This window comes from Nostoc sp. DedSLP03, from assembly GCF_034530815.1.
In the GTDB taxonomy this organism is placed as follows: Bacteria; Cyanobacteriota; Cyanobacteriia; order Cyanobacteriales; family Nostocaceae; genus Nostoc.
In genome coordinates this window covers 107275-125598 of the sequence record NZ_JAVRCK010000014.1, presented here as the reverse complement: position 1 = coordinate 125598, position 18324 = coordinate 107275, and the positions used below count along the sequence as shown (strand labels likewise).

General features: G+C 42.4%; 16 protein-coding genes and 2 tRNA genes. 9 read left to right on the top strand and 9 right to left on the bottom strand.

Features of this window, described 5'->3' with window-relative positions:
- Positions 1-217: hypothetical protein (locus RM368_RS09690; RefSeq protein ID WP_322693864.1), on the bottom strand; the 217-nt coding region annotated here is incomplete at its 3' end.
- A 92-nt stretch (positions 218-309) separates the two neighbouring features.
- Between RM368_RS09690 and dhaK the strand changes: the two genes are divergently transcribed.
- Entirely contained in the window at positions 310-1380 is a 1071-nt protein-coding gene (dhaK, locus tag RM368_RS09685) for a dihydroxyacetone kinase subunit DhaK (RefSeq protein ID WP_322693863.1), read from the top strand.
- Positions 1381-1390: 10 nt separating this feature from the next.
- Positions 1391-2029, top strand: a complete 639-nt coding sequence (gene dhaL, locus RM368_RS09680) for a dihydroxyacetone kinase subunit DhaL (protein WP_322693862.1) — start codon at positions 1391-1393, stop codon at positions 2027-2029.
- Positions 2030-2163: 134 nt separating this feature from the next.
- Here the strand turns inward: dhaL and RM368_RS09675 are convergent, their stop codons facing one another.
- Complete coding sequence (locus RM368_RS09675) at positions 2164-2775, bottom strand: hypothetical protein (protein WP_322693861.1); 612 nt, start codon at positions 2773-2775, stop codon at positions 2164-2166.
- A gap of 435 nt (positions 2776-3210) precedes the next feature.
- On the bottom strand, positions 3211-5514 hold the full coding sequence (locus RM368_RS09670) for an IMS domain-containing protein (protein ID WP_322693860.1): 2304 nt from the start codon (positions 5512-5514) through the stop codon (positions 3211-3213).
- 765 nt (positions 5515-6279) lie between these two features.
- Between RM368_RS09670 and pdhA the strand changes: the two genes are divergently transcribed.
- From pdhA to fba, 4 genes are all read left to right on the top strand, one after another.
- Entirely contained in the window at positions 6280-7314 is a 1035-nt protein-coding gene (gene pdhA / locus RM368_RS09665) for a pyruvate dehydrogenase (acetyl-transferring) E1 component subunit alpha (RefSeq protein ID WP_322693859.1), read from the top strand.
- 101 nt (positions 7315-7415) lie between these two features.
- Positions 7416-8285, top strand: a complete 870-nt coding sequence (locus RM368_RS09660; protein WP_322693858.1) for an aldose epimerase — start codon at positions 7416-7418, stop codon at positions 8283-8285.
- Positions 8286-8346: 61 nt separating this feature from the next.
- Positions 8347-8418 (top strand) — tRNA-Lys (locus RM368_RS09655).
- A 345-nt stretch (positions 8419-8763) separates the two neighbouring features.
- Entirely contained in the window at positions 8764-9843 is a 1080-nt protein-coding gene (gene fba, locus RM368_RS09650) for a class II fructose-bisphosphate aldolase (protein WP_322693857.1), read from the top strand.
- A 260-nt stretch (positions 9844-10103) separates the two neighbouring features.
- Here fba and RM368_RS09645 read toward each other — a convergent pair whose 3' ends face one another.
- Positions 10104-10916 carry a carbon-nitrogen hydrolase family protein gene (locus RM368_RS09645; protein WP_322667744.1) on the bottom strand — a complete coding sequence of 271 codons (813 nt, stop codon included), beginning with the start codon at positions 10914-10916 and terminating at the stop codon, positions 10104-10106.
- Between the two features lie 210 nt (positions 10917-11126).
- Between RM368_RS09645 and RM368_RS09640 the strand changes: the two genes are divergently transcribed.
- Positions 11127-11720 (top strand): MarC family protein, encoded by a 594-nt coding sequence (locus RM368_RS09640; RefSeq protein ID WP_322693856.1) that lies wholly within the window; start codon positions 11127-11129, stop codon positions 11718-11720.
- Positions 11721-12007: 287 nt separating this feature from the next.
- On the opposite strand, the gene trxA is transcribed toward RM368_RS09640, so the two are convergent.
- The 5 genes from trxA to RM368_RS09615 all read right to left on the bottom strand — a co-directional run bounded on the left by trxA (position 12008) and on the right by RM368_RS09615 (position 16145).
- Positions 12008-12331 carry a thioredoxin gene (gene trxA, locus RM368_RS09635; RefSeq protein ID WP_104909616.1) on the bottom strand — a complete coding sequence of 108 codons (324 nt, stop codon included), beginning with the start codon at positions 12329-12331 and terminating at the stop codon, positions 12008-12010.
- A 356-nt stretch (positions 12332-12687) separates the two neighbouring features.
- Positions 12688-13851, bottom strand: coding sequence for a GuaB3 family IMP dehydrogenase-related protein (locus RM368_RS09630; RefSeq protein ID WP_322670253.1), 1164 nt, complete (start codon positions 13849-13851; stop codon positions 12688-12690).
- 148 nt (positions 13852-13999) lie between these two features.
- Positions 14000-14530 carry a YdcF family protein gene (locus RM368_RS09625; protein ID WP_322693855.1) on the bottom strand — a complete coding sequence of 177 codons (531 nt, stop codon included), beginning with the start codon at positions 14528-14530 and terminating at the stop codon, positions 14000-14002.
- A 419-nt stretch (positions 14531-14949) separates the two neighbouring features.
- A tRNA-Arg gene (locus tag RM368_RS09620) sits at positions 14950-15023 on the bottom strand.
- A gap of 33 nt (positions 15024-15056) precedes the next feature.
- Entirely contained in the window at positions 15057-16145 is a 1089-nt protein-coding gene (locus RM368_RS09615) for a tocopherol cyclase family protein (protein WP_322693854.1), read from the bottom strand.
- A 29-nt stretch (positions 16146-16174) separates the two neighbouring features.
- Between RM368_RS09615 and RM368_RS09610 the strand changes: the two genes are divergently transcribed.
- Complete coding sequence (locus RM368_RS09610) at positions 16175-16789, top strand: DnaJ domain-containing protein (protein WP_322693853.1); 615 nt, start codon at positions 16175-16177, stop codon at positions 16787-16789.
- Positions 16790-16899: 110 nt separating this feature from the next.
- Positions 16900-18324: a DnaJ domain-containing protein gene (locus RM368_RS09605; RefSeq protein ID WP_322693852.1), complete on the top strand. Its 1425-nt coding sequence runs from the start codon at positions 16900-16902 to the stop codon at positions 18322-18324.

Genomic DNA, 18324 nt, shown 5'->3' with positions numbered 1-18324 from the left:
GAAATAGCAAATGAGTTCGCCGAAATAGCAAATGAGTTCGCCGAAATAACAAATGAGTTCGCCGAAATAACAAATGAGTTCGCCGAAATAACAAATGAGTTCGCCGAAATAGCAAATGAGTTCGTCGAAATAGCAAATGCGTTTTAGCTTTGTCAGCCAGCGTAACGCACCGCAAATCTTTGGTGGATGAAGTTTTTTCGACTTGTGTGTACACCATTGCTCCTTTTAGGAGAGAGGTCAGCCTCTATTGCATACAAACCAAAAGCGCTATAACCTGGGTTTTAGCACCCTTTTAACCAAACACGGATTATGAAAAAGCTGATCAACAAACCGGAAGACTTTGTGCAAGAAAGTCTAGAAGGTATGGCGGCGGCTCATTCCGATTTAATTAAACTGAACTACGATCCTGTCTTTGTCTATCGAGCCAATGCACCTATTCCCGGTAAAGTAGCAATTATTTCAGGTGGTGGCAGTGGACATGAACCAATGCACGCTGGCTTCGTGGGCAAAGGAATGCTGGATGCAGCTTGTCCTGGTCAGGTTTTCACTTCACCAACTCCCGACCAAATGCTAGAAGCAGCAAAGCTTGTAGATGGAGGCTCTGGTATCCTTTATATTGTCAAAAATTACAGTGGCGATGTGATGAACTTTGAGATAGCAACGGAGTTAGCCCGTAGTGAGGGCATTCGATCGCTAAATATTTTGATTGATGACGACGTAGCAGTGAAAGATAGTCTCTATACCCAAGGACGGCGAGGTGTAGGAACAACAATCCTGGCAGAAAAAATTTGTGGTGCGGCGGCTGAGGCAGGGTATGATTTGCCGCAAATAGCAAATTTGTGTCGGCGAGTAAATTTGAATGGGCGGAGTATGGGAATTGCTCTAACATCTTGTACAGTGCCCGCGAATGGAACGCCGACATTTGAATTGAGCGATCGCGAAATGGAATTAGGTATCGGTATTCACGGTGAGCCAGGAACAGAACGTACAGATATCAAATCAGTAGACGAGATTACCGAAATTTTAACGCGATCGCTCATTGAAGATGCAGCATACACCCGCACGCTCCGCGAATGGGACGAAGACAAAGGAGAATGGGTAGATGTAGAACTAACAAGTCTACCATTTGCCAAAGGCGATCGCTTATTAGCTTTTGTTAATAGTATGGGTGGAACTCCGATTTCGGAACTATATATTGTTTACCGTAAACTCGCGCAAATCTGCGAACAGCAAGGATTGCAAATTGTGCGAAACTTGATAGGCCCTTACATCACATCTCTAGAAATGCAAGGTTGCTCCATTACCCTGCTGAAATTAGATGATGAGACGATCCGCTTATGGGATGCACCAGTAAAAACGCCGAGTTGGCGTTGGGACTAATTCACGAATTATGTTAAGTCAAGCGCAGATACTACAATGGTTGCAGGCTTATGCAACCGAGATAGAGCAGAATAAAGCATATTTGACAAAATTAGATGCTGCGATCGGAGATGCCGATCACGGGATCAATATGGATCGCGGCTTCAAAAAAGTAAGCGCTCAGTTACCAACTCTTACAGATAAGGATATCAGCAGCATTCTCAAAGCCGTGAGTATGACTTTGATTTCTTCTATTGGCGGTGCTAGTGGCCCTCTTTATGGCACTTGGTTTTTACGAGCCAGTACAGCAGTAGTTGGTAAGCAAGAATTAACAGAACAAGATGTTTTAGGACTACTGCAAGCAGGCTTAGAAGGCGTGCTGCAACGTGGTAAAGCGCAACTAGGAGACAAAACGATGGTGGATGTGCTATCTCCGGCTGTAGCCACTTTTGGGCAAGCTGTAGAAGAAAGTAAGGGAACGCTGGAAGCTATGCAACAGGCTGTAATAGCAGCCCAAAAAGGGTTGCAGGAAACTATACCAATGCAAGCGAAAAAGGGACGGGCTAGCTACTTGGGGGAACGGAGTATCGGACATCCAGATCCAGGAGGAACTTCTGCTTATTTGCTGTTGAAGAGTTTGTTAGCGGTGTTGGAAAGTTCTGGGGAATAACCTCTAATGTGCCATAACATTTTTTGAATCGAATGAAATGAATGCTGTTGAAGTGGATAATGTTAGGTTTGAAACTGTAGTACCAGAGCTAATTTTATCGTATCCAAAAAAATTAGTACAGAAATAACACTTAATTAATCATGGCAGTGTAAGGCAATAGCCAAATAATTTGAGTAATATAGTTTTATTTCTTGAACTTTTTGTTTCCACTTTATTTGGTCTTCGCTAGATGCTACTTCTGACTTCAAATATTTAACAAAGGCTTCTAATCCTGCCTCCATACCTAACTCATGCCATTGACCATCTGGAGTGATAATTGCATAAGGCACTACTGAAGGAATTTCATCAACTTGACACGGGTAAAAAATAGGTTCTGTTGACTCAAAACTTTCCTGTTCTATAAATCTGTACCAATCCCATTTACCTTGGACATTGTAAGTTGATATTTTATATTCACCCTTTTCGTCTACACCGTCTATCATTCCTTCAAACCATTCTAGATTCATTTTGGCTAACTTTTCTAAATCATTGCTCTTGACTTCCCAAGATGCTGCTAATTTGTCAATTTCTTGCTGATTTAGACTTTTTAAGTAGTTTATTTCTTGTTGTAGTTCTTCTGTGCTTAAATATTCTTTATAGGGTTCAAGCTCTAAATAGGAGTAGTAAGGATACATAAGTTCCTCAACTTTGGCTTCAATATTATTTGTATCTGAAGGAATTATAACTAAAGCATTAAAGTGAGCCATATTATTTCATAAGCATTAGAGAATTGATATCTAAAGCCATTAAAACTATTTTGATTAAAACTCGAACTACTGAAACTACAAATTGTTACTGGACATGGCGGGTTTTAGATTTTTTAACGCTCCTCAAGTAGGTATATATAAGTTCAGATTCGTGTACGGAAAGCACAACTATTTTGTGAAAATAAATGATAAAACAAAAGCACGCACAAAATCACTTAATTGGAAATAGAAGACTATGGTATTTACACCATTTGTTGATTTGTGCCTTAACAATCGAGATGATTAATTAATTTAATATTTGGCTTTTCGTAGATATAGGACTCCTACCTGATTTCTGAACAAGATTTTAGAGAAAACCCTGAAAAAACGGGCTTTTCAGTCTCAGTATGTTTTCAAAAATCAAATCGGAGTCCTATATTACCTAAAAATTCCAACTTATCTAATTATCTGATTCACAACAGATGTACTCTGAATACGCCATTTACCTCGTTGTCGAATCAAATCATACCGAACTCGCAAATTCTCGTTAGAAGAGTTTTTAAACTGACCATTTTCATATAACTGCGTCGCTTCCTTCACCGTAGCTACCACTGCGGCACGATCTGCGAATAAATCAATTTTCTCTACAGATTCCACCTTTACGCTATGGTCGTACTTGCGATAGCGGTTGTCAGACCTAGCCTGTTGAGCAATCAGCCGCCATTGAGACAAAGCTGAACCAGTTAAAATCTGCTCTAAGTTATCAATCTCATGATTCGGCCCTAAAGCTTCGGCTTTAGTAGATAGCCAAGTGCGAATGATTTCCTCTGCCGCAGTATCTGTTAAAGGGCCATCTAGTCCTTGTGGTGGACTATTTGGAGGAGGAATAGATATTGGTGGTTGATTTATTTGTAGAAACAACTGTGAAACAGGTGCAGGTCGTGTCGGAAAAAACAGATTTTTTAACCATCCAAAAGCTGTTGTGGCTAACACCCAGAAAACTAAAATACTCACTAAAGAAATAAACACTCTCCATACCAGCCGTGTTTTTCCTTCAATGGTGTTAGCAAAAGTTCGCCGCCGCCGAGGACGACGAGAATAGGGGCGATTCTCCGGTAAACGCTCTCGGATAGGAGGAGATGAAGTCGGTTTTCTCCTTTGCCGACGTTTTTGGTTAGGAGCAGGTGTAGCACTTTTAGCTGAACCGTTCAAATGCTCCTTTGTGCCTCTGCTCGTTCGTTCAGCAGCAGGAACCTCTGATTTTACACTTCCAGATGAATTCCACATAGGTGGTGAAAAGTTTGAATATTCTGATGTGTCTGGCAAATCTGGGTCAGGTGTTGATGTTCTGCTGTGGTTAAATTGCGTTGGAGTCCTAGTTGAATTCTTAGGGAAAGGCGAATTATTTGTCTGCGGCTGAGGAAAATTTTGGGGGTTAATTACAGCCCATTCATTAGTTGTTTCTGCATCCGTTGGCAGTGCTTCTAAATAAGCTTGTACCTGTTGGTTAGCAAAGTAATCTTTTAGAAAAGCTTGCTGGTTTGCTAAATCTCGAAAATGGGGAAATACTTCGTGTTGCAACCACTGTTCTGCATATAGACATAGCCCTGGTAACAAATCTGGAGAGTCTTGAGATTTTTCTCTAATAAAAGCTAAAGCTTCGTACTCCTGACTAAGTTCTAAAACCCGAGTTGCTTCTTCAGTTTGTCCCAAAAGTAAAGCACATAACGACTGTTCTAAATGTACATCTTGGCGTTTGGCCAGACGCATGAGCATTTGCCTTGCTTGACGAATTAAAGCAGGTTGCCGTTGAGCAAATCCCCGCGCTATTAAGGCATAAACAGCTAAGTAAGTGGCAACAGCAGAAGGACGTTTGCTTTGGGCTTCAAATAACTTGTGCTGTTCGGCGACTGTTAAGTGGTTGCGTAACTGCTGAATAAATCGTAGAAAGTCATCTATGTTTAAACCAGAATCATCATTGTTTGTGCCATCAATCCCGCCACGATCTTCTAAAAGATTTTGTAATAATTCCAAACCTTGGCTTCGTTCGGCAGTCTTTTCTTGAGGTAGTGCCAGCAATTCTAAAATTCGATATGGCCGCAATTTATAAAGATCCGCCTGAATTTCCGCCTGGACACTGGCGAACAACCCTTCGCGTACTAACAGTTCTTGACCAGTTTCTAAAGATATGGCGGCATTTTCATAATGACCTTGTTGCCACTGTTCGCGACCTAATTCTAGACAAGCAAGGGCGACAGTCAGAACAACATCTGGGTATTCAGCACTTTCGTGTATTTCTTCCTCTGCTAAATTATTACCCTTTCTTGCACTTGTAGCATTATTTTTATTTACCAGATACGGACGACCTAGTTTTAGTACAAGTTCGTATTCCCCCAACTCTTGCAAAATTAATAAAGCACCTACTAATTCGTCTTGAGTAATTTCGATACCCAAACTCTGAGTGTCACTACCCCTTTTGGTGCTTTCTGGAGGATTTTCCAGTGCTACTGCGGCAGCAGCAAGGTTATCAGGATCGTAGGCGTGGGCAAGATAGAGATGATCGTAGGTACTGCGTTGTTTTGGATCTGATAAAACCACGTAAGCTTCTTCTATGAGTTGTTTACGAGAAGAAATTGCTGCCTGAGAATACTCACGTCGCGGCAATTGTACAATGCGATCGCTGTATGCCTGTCGCAATTGTTCATCACTTGCCGCTAACGGTAGTCCTAAAATTCGGTAGTAATCTAGCGGAATTCGCACAGCCTACTTCCCCTGCACCGCGATCAACATAATTTACCTAGAGCGTTCCAGGCCGTAAAACCGTGCCATAAAAATGCCGTATAGAATTTACTCTACAAGTGTATATTGCAACAACTTGTTTTGTATCTTCCCGAAATTTTGAGTCACATTTTAGTACTAATTTTTTGCTTTCGCCTAGAAAGCCTCAATTGTTTGTTTTAATTCTTAGTATTTTTGTTTAACACAACTATTATCAGCCTTCGATACCACAAACCACAACTACCGCTTTTAATCACGGCATAATTGTTGTGGCTGGAAGAATCTATTGATGATTGATTTTTTTGGTACTTTCCCACAAGCAGTAACAAAAATACCACTATTGGGGATTTTACCCTGATAACAGGAGACAAAAACTATATCATAATTTACCCTTCATTACAATTACCTATTTCGGTATTATAGATTTTTGCCTGCTTTTTTTTAAATTGTTAATGGATATGCAGAAAGCAGTCTATCTTGATTGCTAGTCTGTGAAGGGAAATAGTGAGGGAGAAAACCGAAAGCGCTAGATATTGCCCTTAGAGTCAAATCCTCACGGGGCATGAGCTGAAAAGTTAAAAATCAAAAATTAAAAATTCAGCTATTCCCTAAGACCGTTTTTTGGTGCATAAATAAAGTTTGATTGTTGAGTCTTACAAACGCTAGCCTGTTAAAAGCTGAGGTGTTATCAGACCAACTTATTTAAGACCGTAACTTTAAGTTGTACAACAGGGATACTCAAAAATAATGGTTCAAGAGCGTACTTTACCCACTTTTAATCCTGCTACTACGCAAATTACAAAAGAAGAAGGGTTACGGTTGTATGAGGATATGGTATTAGGACGCTTGTTTGAAGACAAGTGCGCTGAAATGTACTACAGAGGCAAAATGTTTGGTTTTGTCCATTTGTACAACGGTCAAGAAGCGGTTTGCAGTGGTGTTGTGCAGTCAATGCGACCGGGTGAAGATTACGTTTGTAGTACTTACCGCGACCACGTTCATGCTCTCAGTGCCGGTGTACCAGCAAAAGAGGTAATGGCAGAATTATTTGGTAAAGCCACAGGTTGCAGCAAAGGGCGCGGTGGTTCCATGCACATGTTTTCTGCCGAACATCGCTTGTTGGGTGGCTATGCTTTTGTGGCTGAGGGAATTCCTGTAGCAGCTGGAGCAGCTTTTCAAACCAAATATCGCCGCGAAGTGCTGGGAGATAAAAACGCTGACCAAGTGACAGCTTGCTTTTTTGGCGATGGTGCAGCTAATAACGGTCAGTTTTTCGAGACACTAAATATGGCAGCTTTATGGAAACTACCAATTATTTTCGTAGTCGAAAATAATAAGTGGGCCATTGGGATGTCTCACGAACGCGCTACTTCCCAGCCAGAGATTTATAAAAAAGCCAGCGTATTTAACATGGTGGGTGTGGAAGTAGATGGCATGGATGTACTAGCAGTTCGAGCCGTCGCTCAAGAAGCTGTAGCCCGTGCCCGTGCAGGTGAAGGGCCAACATTAATTGAGGCGCTTACCTACCGCTTCCGGGGTCACTCCTTGGCTGACCCAGATGAAATGCGGAGCAAAGCAGAAAAAGAATTTTGGTTCGCCCGCGACCCAATTAAGAAGTTGGCAGCTTATTTGGTTGAGCAAAACCTGGCGGATGAGGGAGAAATTAAAGCAATCGATCGTAAAATTCAGGATGTAATCGACGAAGCAGTTAAATTCGCCGAAAGCAGCCCCGAACCAGACCCCAGCGAGTTATATCGTTTCGTGTTTGCAGAAGACGAATAACAAATTAGGAGTTAGGAGTTAAAAGTTAAGAGTTATGAATTTTTAACTCCTAACTCACAACTCCTAACTTCTAACTATCCATATACCCAGGACTAAAACTTGTGTTTAGCATTGCAGTTCAACAGCAACAGTACAAGACCTACATTCTTTCTGACGAAGGCGCTGGTTCTCAGTTGGAAGTCGTACCAGAACGCGGCGGTATCATAAGCCGTTGGCGCATTCAAGGGCAAGAAGTTTTCTACCTAGATACTGAACGTTTTACTCATCCTGAGTTGAGTGTCAGAGGTGGGAATCCAATTTTGTTTCCTATTTGTGGTAATCTACCAGATAATACTTACATTTACAACGGTCAAAAATATACTCTCAAGCAACACGGTTTCGCTCGTGAATTGCCGTGGAAAGTAACAGAACAAGAAACTAAAGATAAAGCTAGTCTCACTGTCGTTCTGAATAGCAACGAGCAAACCAAGGCAGTTTATCCTTTTGATTTTCAGCTGGCTTTCACCTACGAACTTCAAGGTAATACCCTAGAAGTCCGCCAGCAGTATAAAAACTTGTCATCTAGACCAATGCCCTTTTCGGCTGGTTTTCATCCCTACTTTCTGTGTGGTGATAAAACTCAGTTAGAGGTGGAAATTCCTTCTAAGCAGTATCAAGATAATCAAACTAAAGAAATTCACTTTTTTGACGGCAATTTTGACTTTAGCCGTGATGAAATTGATTTTGCCTTTGGACAGCTAACAAGTCAATCGGCCACTGCAATAGACCGCAGCCGGAAGTTAAAACTCACTTTGGATTATGATAATTTCTCTACCTACCTAGTATTTTGGACAGTCAAAGGCAAAGAATTCTACTGTATAGAACCGTGGAGTGCCACTCGTAACTCTCTCAATACTGGCGATAACCTGACTGTGTTAGCACCAGGAGCTAGCCACACAGCATCTGTAAGGTTTACTGCCAATTTTTTCTAAACCCCTTTACAAATCTACAGATGTCTATGCTATGATGGCAAAGTTGCGAAATGCAGCGAAAGGGTCGCTAACTCAACGGTAGAGTACTCGGCTTTTAACCGATTAGTTCCGGGTTCGAATCCCGGGCGACCCATATATCTGAAGTTTATTAAATGATGTTGTAAAGTAAGGATGTAAAGAAGCGATCGCTCCTCTTTGTAATTGCACAAAGAAGCATTTGGGGTAATAAGCTACTAGAGCTACTAATTCTAGGGTAGCTAAATGTACAGCAGTACAGAGCAACTATAGGGCATAGTACAGCAGTAGAGAACAAGTATAGAACATATTTATAATAACTATGGCGTAAAGTTTTTCAACATAGATACACCACACTAGTTATAATTTCCTATAAGTAAGTTGAAAAAACTCTTAAGATTTAGCGTAATGATTACGCTTCTCTCAGACCGACTAGCTGACAACCACATTAGGAGGACTATCTATGGCGCTTGTACCACTGCGGCTGCTGTTGGATCACGCAGCTGAAAACGGTTACGGCATCCCAGCTTTCAACGTTAACAATTTGGAGCAGATTCAGGCGATCCTGAAAGCTGCTGTCGAGACAGATAGCCCCGTAATTTTACAAGCTTCACGCGGCGCTCGTAATTATGCAGGAGAAAACTTTCTCCGCCACCTGATTTTGGCAGCGGTAGAAACCTATCCTCAGATTCCCATTGTCATGCACCAAGATCATGGTAATGCGCCTGCTACCTGCTACTCAGCAATTAAGAACAACTTCACCAGCGTGATGATGGATGGTTCTTTAGAAGCTGATGCGAAAACTCCCGCTAGCTTCGAGTACAACGTTAGTGTTACCCGCGAAGTTGTAAATGTAGCTCATGCTCTGGGTGTCAGCGTTGAAGGTGAACTCGGTTGTTTGGGTTCTCTAGAAACTGGTGCTGGTGAAGCTGAAGATGGTCACGGGTTTGAAGGTACACTCGACCACTCCCAATTGCTAACCGACCCCGATGAAGCTGTTGACTTCGTAGAAGCAACTCAAGTAGATGCTTTGGCTGTTGCCATTGGCACAAGCCACGGTGCTTACAAGTTTACTCGCAAGCCGACTGGCGAAATTTTGGCTATCAGCCGCATTGAAGAAATTCACCGCCGTTTGCCTAACACCCACTTGGTAATGCACGGTTCTTCTTCTGTGCCTGAAGATTTGCTTGCACTGATTAACCAATATGGTGGTGCAATTCCTGAAACCTACGGTGTACCTGTAGAAGAAATCCAAAAAGGCATCAAGAGTGGTGTACGTAAAGTAAACATCGACACCGACAACCGTTTGGCTATTACTGCTGCTGTACGTGAAGCTTTGGCTAAAAAGCCAGAGGAGTTTGATCCCCGTCACTTCCTCAAGCCTTCCATTACATACATGCAAAAGGTTTGTGCTGAACGCTATCAGCAATTTGGCACAGCTGGCAATGCAAGCAAGATTAAGCAAATTTCTTTGGAAGATTTTGCTGCTAAGTATGCTAAAGGTGAACTTAACGTTATTACCAAATCAGCTGCTAAAGTTTAATTTTGACAGCAAATAAATAGCAGCATAGAAAAACTATGCTGCTAAAAAACTGAGGATTTTAATGTTGTCAGAAACCGGGTAAACACCCGGTTTTTTGTTTTATTCATCAGGGTTGGGAATGGAAAATAGGGAATGGGGCATTGGGTATTGGGTATTGGGTATTGGGCATTGGACATTGGTTATTAATTCTTGTCTCTCACTCCCTCACTCCCCTGCTCCTCTGCTCCCCTGCCTCCCCTGCCTCCCCTGCTCTCTACTCCTTAGAACACGCGATGCTGTAAAGATGGCATTTGACGCCGGACTTGCTCTAGCCTAGTGGGCTTGATTTCTGCGATCGCAATTCCTGGTTTTTCTCCCGCATCGGCTAAAATGACACCCCAAGGGTCGATAATGACCGCGTGACCGTGGGTTAGACGACGGGCGTAGTTATTCCCCGTTTGGGCGGGAGCAATGACGTAGGCAGTATTTTCGATGGCTCTGGCTTGTAGTAGTACTTGCCAGTGGTCTTTACCTGTAAAGGCGGTAAAAGCGGCAGGAATAAAGATAATATCGGCTCCCTTATCTGCCAGATGACGATACAGTTCCGGGAAGCGGACATCATAACAAATAGAAAGCCCTAAATTACCGAGTTTTTCTGAGAAATGGACGGGGGGTAATTGCGTACCAGCCACAACCGTGCTGGATTCGCGATAGGTGTTGCCGTCAGGGACATTAACATCAAATAGGTGGACTTTGTAGTAACGCGCAAGCTCTTGACCGCTAGGGTCGATGAGTAGAGTAGTGTTATAAACTTTGCCTGTATTATCTACAGGAAGTGGAAAGCTGCCGCCCAAGATGGTAATTTGAAAGCGTTGAGCCATTTTTTTGAGAAATTTTTCACTTTCAAGAGCGATCGCATCACCTTGTGCGAGTTTATCTTTTTCTTCTCCCATATAAGAAAAGTTTTCTGGCAAACCTACCAATTCAGCACCTTGACGCACGGCAAGCTCTATTAATTCTTCTGCCTGCGCCAAATTTTTGTGTAAATCGGGCACACTGGTCAATTGAATAGCGGCGGCTAAATAAGACTTCATAGATTCAACAATGAATAGTTGATTTATGGAAGATAGATTATCAAAATATATCGCTACTTCCAAATCTGTGGAACTTCATTAGAAATTCATCAGCCAAGATTTTCTTTAACAGACTTGTTTTATTGCCGATCTTAATCTTCCTCTGGGTTGTAGTAAACTGAGCAAGATAAAGATTAGATTGCGATCAAACCTTGATAAAAACTGTCTACTGTGGATATTTCTATTCTCATTCAAACATTTATCGCTGTGTTTGTCTTGGCGGATGCTGTGGGCAATATACCGATTGTTTTAGTTTTGACTAAGGGCATGATGCCAGACCAAAGAAACAAAGTTATAGATAAAGCAATTATCATTGCGATCGTAGTTCTTTTGCTATTTGCCTTTGCAGGGCAAATAATTTTAAATTACTTGGAAATCAGTATCGGCTCTTTGCAAATAGCAGGAGGAATATTGTTGCTGTTAATTGCTTTGCAAATGCTGCGGGGAGAATTAGACCAGCCAATTCTTGAAGAAGGACGCGATGTCGCAATTACTCCACTAGCTTTACCGCTGCTAGCAGGGCCCGGGACTTTGACGACGGTAATGTTGCTGATGTCGAAATCACAAAGTCCGCATATTGCTGTGGTAGTGGGTATCTTAGGGGCAATGTTTATGACTTGGTTGATTTTGCGTTTAGCAAATCTGATTGACCAGTGGATTGGTGCAGAAGGTGGAGTAATTGTGACTCAACTTTTGGGTTTTCTGTTGGCGGCGCTAGCGGTGGAAATTGGTAGTACGGGAATTAGGGAGTTGTTTTTGAGCTAGAAAACTTCTAAAATAACGCGAGTTCGATGAACCCCTCCCTCTCCCACGAGGAAAGGGAGGAGCAACCACAAACTAGGGTTTTGCCTCCCCTCTCTGTGTCCAAGAGGGGTTGGGGGAGAAGTCAAAAAAGGGCTTGTAGAACTCTCGCTAAAATATTTAAAAACTGTATACAAATGTAAACAAGTTTGAGAAACGAGAAATTCGCGGCTCTCAAACTTGTTTATGAAAATTAACTTAAAGTTAGAACAAAATGGATAACTCAAGAGGATTTTATTACCGATTGAGTTTCAAAGATGCTTTTCGAGAGTGGAAGCTAATGTAGTTTTAGGCACAGCGCCGACCACCATATCCACTTTTTGCCCACCCTTAAAAATCATTAATGTGGGAATGCTGCGGATGCCGTACTGACTAGCAACATTCGGATTTTCATCTGTGTTGACTTTTACGACCTTTATTTGACCTTTGTACTGTTCGGAGATTTCATCGACAACAGGAGCTACCATACGGCATGGTCCGCACCAGGGTGCCCAAAAGTCAACTAAAACTGGTACATCGCTGTCGAGTACTTCTTGCTTGAAACTAGAATCGGTAACTTGTGCGGCTGTTGACATGCCTAAAACCTTCGCCAATAATATCTGAACTTGGTGAAAATTCTACCATAGCAAAAACCTTAGCTTGGGAGTGCGAGGATGTACATTTGCAAAGAAGCTCTCTTATTTTATTTACAAACATAAGGAACCGCCCGAACAGTAGTCCGGGCGGAGTGTGGTGTGAGGAGTGAACGGAAACATGCGTCTCCGCTATCTCTATTGTAAGCGACATATCGGATTTTTCCAGCAATTGTTTAGGGGCTGGAAAAATTATTGAAGAATTTGGGAGTGGGGAGTAGAGAGCAGGGGAGGCAGGGAGAGCAGGGGAAGAAGAATTAATAACCCATGCCCTATGCCCTATGCCCTATGCCCCAATTCTATTTCCCCATACCTAATTGTTGAGCTTTTTGGTAAACTTTACCCTCGGTTAATAAAGAAGGTGCAATCACAACTTCCACTTGCTGCATTTCTTTAATATTTTTGGCTCCTAAAGTACCCATGCTGGTCTTTAAGGCTCCTAAAAGATTGTGAGTACCATCATCTAGTCCTGCTGGACCAATGAGTATTTGCTCTAGGCTACCAGTGGTGGCAACGCGAATGCGGGTGCCACGGGGCAAAACTGGGCTAGGAGTCGCCATACCCCAATGATAACCTCTTCCAGGGGCTTCTGCGGCTCTGGCAAAGGGGGAGCCAATCATCACACCATCAGCGCCACAGGCGATACATTTGCAAATGTCGCCACCGGTGATTAAACCGCCATCAGCAATAATGGGAATATAGTTGCCAGTTTCGTTATAGTAATCATCTCGTGCTGCGGCACAATCTGCGATCGCAGTTGCCTGTGGCACACCTACACCCAATACCCCACGAGAAGTACAAGCCGCACCAGGTCCAATTCCCACCAGTACCCCAGCCGCCCCAGCTTTCAACAAATTCAACGTGACTTCGTAAGTGACGCAATTCCCCAACACCACGGGAATGGGCATGGAACGACAAAATTCTGCTAAATCGAGTGGTACTAAAGACTCTGGTGACAGATGTGCAGTAGAAACTACCGTAGCCTGGACAAAAAATAAATCTGCCCCAGCTTTTGCCACTGCCTCACCGTATTTACTTGCACCGGCTGGAGTTGCACTCACCGCTGCAATGCCACCTTGTTGTTTAATTTCCTGAATACGTTGTTCAATTAATTCCGGCTTTATTGGCTCGGCATAGAGTTCTTGCATGAGGGCAACAAATTCATCTTTTCCCACAGAGGTAATCCGATCTAATATTGGCTCTGGGTCGGCATAGCGAGTTTGAATACCCTCTAAGTTGAGGACACCTAATGCTCCTAACTGTGACAAACGTACAGCCATACGAACATCTACTACGCCATCCATAGCACTAGCAATGATCGGGATTTCTCGCTCAATATTGCCAATACGCCACTTAGTATCTGCCAAACTGGGGTCTAGCGTTCTATTACCAGGGGCTAGAGCAATTTCATCTATTCCGTAAGCTCTGCGAGCTGTTTTTCCCCGCCCAAGTTGAATTTCCACGCTTTAACTTTACTCAAATCTGTTTAAGCTAGGGTATCAAATTGTGGGGAAATTTGGGGCGTTTTTTCCCTAAGCATATAAGTGACTAGAGACGGTTGTCATTAGTCATTTGGATTTTGATCGATTAAAAATCCAAAATCAGTTTGATTTATCGTTTATTTTTAGCGGCATCCACACCAGTGTAACCAGTTGCTAACCAAATTATTGCTCTAGCTCCATCACGAATAGATTTTTCGATAGATTCAGGGGGTTTTTCAGAAGGAACTGGCACTGGTTTTAAATAAATACCCCGACTACCCAAAATAATTTCGCCAATGACACAAGCCCGACGCATATGAAAGTCTGAAGTAATCAAATAAACGCTCTTAATGCCGCGAGCTTGCAAATCATCTACCAAAGTAGTAAAATTAGTAACTGTATCTACTGCTTCATAATCCAAGTGTAAACGTTGAGGATCGACACCAGCTTTGGTAAACACTCTTTGGGTGAATGTACGTGGACTGCCGCCTGTAATCCAAATCGGTATATTTGGATGCTCGCGAACGAATTTTGCTGTAAATTTTTCTCGCTCTAAATGTCTCGTTGAACCACCTAACACTACGACTGCTTGCGGCTGCACAAATTGGTTTTGTACTTCTTTGTATCCCCACCACATAAATATTGGTAGGACAAAAGCCATAAAACGAAAAGATTTATTTGTAAAGAGTAGCTTATTCAAGGCTCAATAACTTAATTTACTTGGTACACAATTTTCTCTGGCTATAAGAAAAAACAATTGATAGTAGAGTAGCAAACTTCCCAAGAATCTGCCCAAATTCTGCCCAAATTCTGCCCAAATTTATATTTGGTTGGTTTTTGTGTAACAGCGCGATTAAGCGTGCCTGGAGTTTTTCCTCTAATTGATGGATTATCCTAACCGATATCGGACGATTCATCAAAGGGTTTTAACCACTTTATATAGTAGTTCTCAGTTGCACGGATACAGGAGCCAATTGTATGGGCGGATATCCCGACTTGTGAGAACTGGCGTACCACTTTTATGGGTACAGTAATGCTCTTACCATATTAATTGCTGTATATATGAATTGTCTAAATAAACGGGACTGGTGCGACTTGAACGCACGACCTGACGCTTAGGAGGCGTCCGCTCTATCCAACTGAGCTACAACCCCAACTGCGAAGCATATATAATTATAGCAGTAGTTTTAGGTAGACTGCCAAAAATTATCCCAAGAGCCACCGCCTACTTCTAAACCACAAAGAAAACTTTTTGCTTTTAGAATTATTTTAGATTTTTTGCCATTTAGTTCTCGTAACTCTAAATTTAGTTTTCCTTGCATAGTATCCCGGCAACAGTATCTTAAACCTTCTGCTGTCGGCGCACGTAGAGGTGTACCAGATAAATCTGTGGTTCCTGTTAATTCAATTTCATAACTAGAGTTGCTAGCTTTCATTTGCCATCTACCCCAAGGCTGAATTTCCCACTCAACTTGAGAATTCCAGGGAACAAATTCATAAAACTTGCCTTGATAGTGCAGTCCAATCATCGCTACAGATTCCATCCACCACAGCACACCCCGCCGTCCACCGCCAGCAGTTAATGCTAAGTCGGGTTCGCCCTCGAAGCAATTACAGTTTATCCAAAACCATTTCTGAGGAAAAGCACCACCCCAATTTTTCTCGCCGTAGGCTGGGGCGTTAGTGAATTCGTAGATTTTGCCATTCCAGTCAATCTTTCCACTGGCTAAACCGTGAGCCATCAAAATTTGCCATCCAGGTTCAAAAATCTGCAAGAATGACAGCCAGCCAGCAGTTGATTGCTGAATGCCATTTTGATTGCCCCAACCGTATACTGGTTGAATTTCATACTGCCAACGGCAATAATTATTGGTGGCGCGATCGCGAATTATTCCCTGATTCAAGGTGGCTGTAGCTTGATATCCCTCTTGAACGTGATACTCAAACTCTGCTGGGAGTAAGTATAAGGGAGAAACTTGCAAATTATTTTTACCCCAATGACCTAAACCCAAAACATCCCGACTACCCCAAAATTTGTTGACATCGGGAAAAGTACGGCAGAGGTACTCATCATCCGGGCCGAGGATTTGGGCTGCACCGCCACTGTAAGGTTTACCGCCGATGGGATCTTCAATAGAGTACATAAAAGCAAATGTTTGCCCAATTTCCGGCAAGGTGACGCGGTAATACCAGCCTTCAAAGAAGCGACGGCTACTGCCATCCCAGTGATAACCAGAATGGGGCGTTTGGAGAGAATTTTGGGGAATAGTTAACATAGATTTATCTAATTGCCGATTTTTTCAGTATGCGCGATCGCTTCGATATTAATGATGCTTATGAAATTCTTGGGCTGAAACCCGGTGCCTCTCAAGCACAGGTGAAGCGAACTTACCGTAAACTGGTGAAAATTTGGCATCCCGATCGCTTTGTCGATCAAAGGCAAAAACAGGAAGCTGAGGAAAAAATCAAATCAATCAACGCAGCTTACAACAGGCTCAAATCCGAAATTCCATATGAGCCTCCTATTTCTAAAAATCCATCTTCATCTTCGCCTAAAAATCCCCCAAAAATATCTGTCAATCGTTGGGATGCAGAAACTTTCTACACTTTAGGAGTAGAAAATGCTACACAAGGAAGATATGAGGATGCGATCGCAGATTTTACTCACGCAATTCGTCTCAATCCTCACTATATTGACGCGTATAAATATCGTGGACTAGTTTGCTCACAACTGGGATACGAATATAGAGCCGCTTCAGATTTAAATAAAGCTGCACAAATAGAAGAAGAGTTAAGAAATCCGGGCGCTGCACGTAGATCGCGATCGCCTAGATATGATGCATCAAAACCTAGACCTCTAATAAAAAGATTTTGTCAGAGGATAAAAAGTTTACTGCGGCTAAATCGGCGTTGGAGATAAGCAGCGAATATAGTTTAAGACACTTCAGATGGCGATACCAGAAACGGAGTTAGATAATACTTGTACTTGGGAATACTAAGTGTAGTAAGATTTGCTACTGATTTCTGAGTATGAGCGATCGCCTCGATATAAATCATATTTACGATATCCTTGGGTTAAAACCAGGTGCATCTGCTGATGAGGTCAAGCAAGCTTACCGCCAGATGGCTAAGACTTGGCATCCAGATTGTTTTATTGAACCGCAGCAAAAGCTAGAAGCAGAAGAAAAAATCAAAGAAATCAATCAAGCTTATGCAAGGTTAAAGTCTTATCAGCCAAACCAGACAAATCAATCTGCTTTTACTACCAAAATTGATTTAACTCCACCCAATGCTGAAAGTTTTTATAACCTGGCTATGGAGAAAGCTCAAAAAGGAAAATATATTGAAGCAATTGAAGATTTTACTCAAGCGATTCGTCTCAACCCTAACTACTTTGAAGCCTACAAATACCGAGGGCTTGCTTGCTCGAAACTAGGATATGAAAATAGAGCCAAGTCAGATTTGAAAAATGCCAGAGAACTGGAACTGAAACAGAAAAAATCACCACCCAAACCGACATCACCACCGCCACCAACGCCGCCACCACCTGAATCCAAGTCTCAACCTTCAGCGTGGAAATGTGTACACACCCTGACTCATCAGAACTGGGTTTTTACAACTGCAATCAGTCCAGATGGGCAAACTTTAGCTAGTGGAAGTAGTGACAATACTATCAAGATTTGGCATCTCGAAACAGGTAAATTACTACATACTCTCACTGGACATACAAAATGGGTAAGATGCCTAGCGTTTAGCCCAGATAGCCAAACTCTGGTTAGTGGCAGTGATGACAACAGCATAATGATTTGGCAAGTGTCTACAGGTAAATTACTCAAGACACTCAAAGTACATTCAACCCCAGTTTTTTCTGTAATCCTTAGTCCAGATGGTCAAACTATCGTAAGTGGGGGTACAGACACTACTATAAAGATTTCCCATATAGAGATGGGGCAATTATTGCAAGTCCTCAAAGGTCATTCTTCTTTCATTTATTCCCTTACCACTTGCCCAAAACACCAGATTTTTGTCAGTGGCGGTGCGGATAAAACCATTAAACTGTGGAATTTGAAGACTAACAAACTGCTGCAAACCCTCAACGGGCATTCAGGTTGGGTGACTTGTGTCGCCATTAGCCCTGATGGACAAATTTTAGCTAGTACGAGTTATGACCAGACTATCAAGTTATGGAATATCAATACAGGTAAGCTAATTAACACACTTGCTGGACATCACAGCTATGTTTGGTCTGTTGCTTTTAGCCCCGATGGTCAGAATCTTGCCAGTGCTAGCGCGGACTACACCATAAAGTTATGGCACATTAGCACTGGACAACAACTCTACACGCTGGGCAACCATTCAGATTGGGTTAACTCTGTTGCTTTCAGTCCTGATGGCAAAACTTTGGTTAGCGGTAGTCGAGATATGACAATCAAAGTTTGGCGATGCGATATCTAA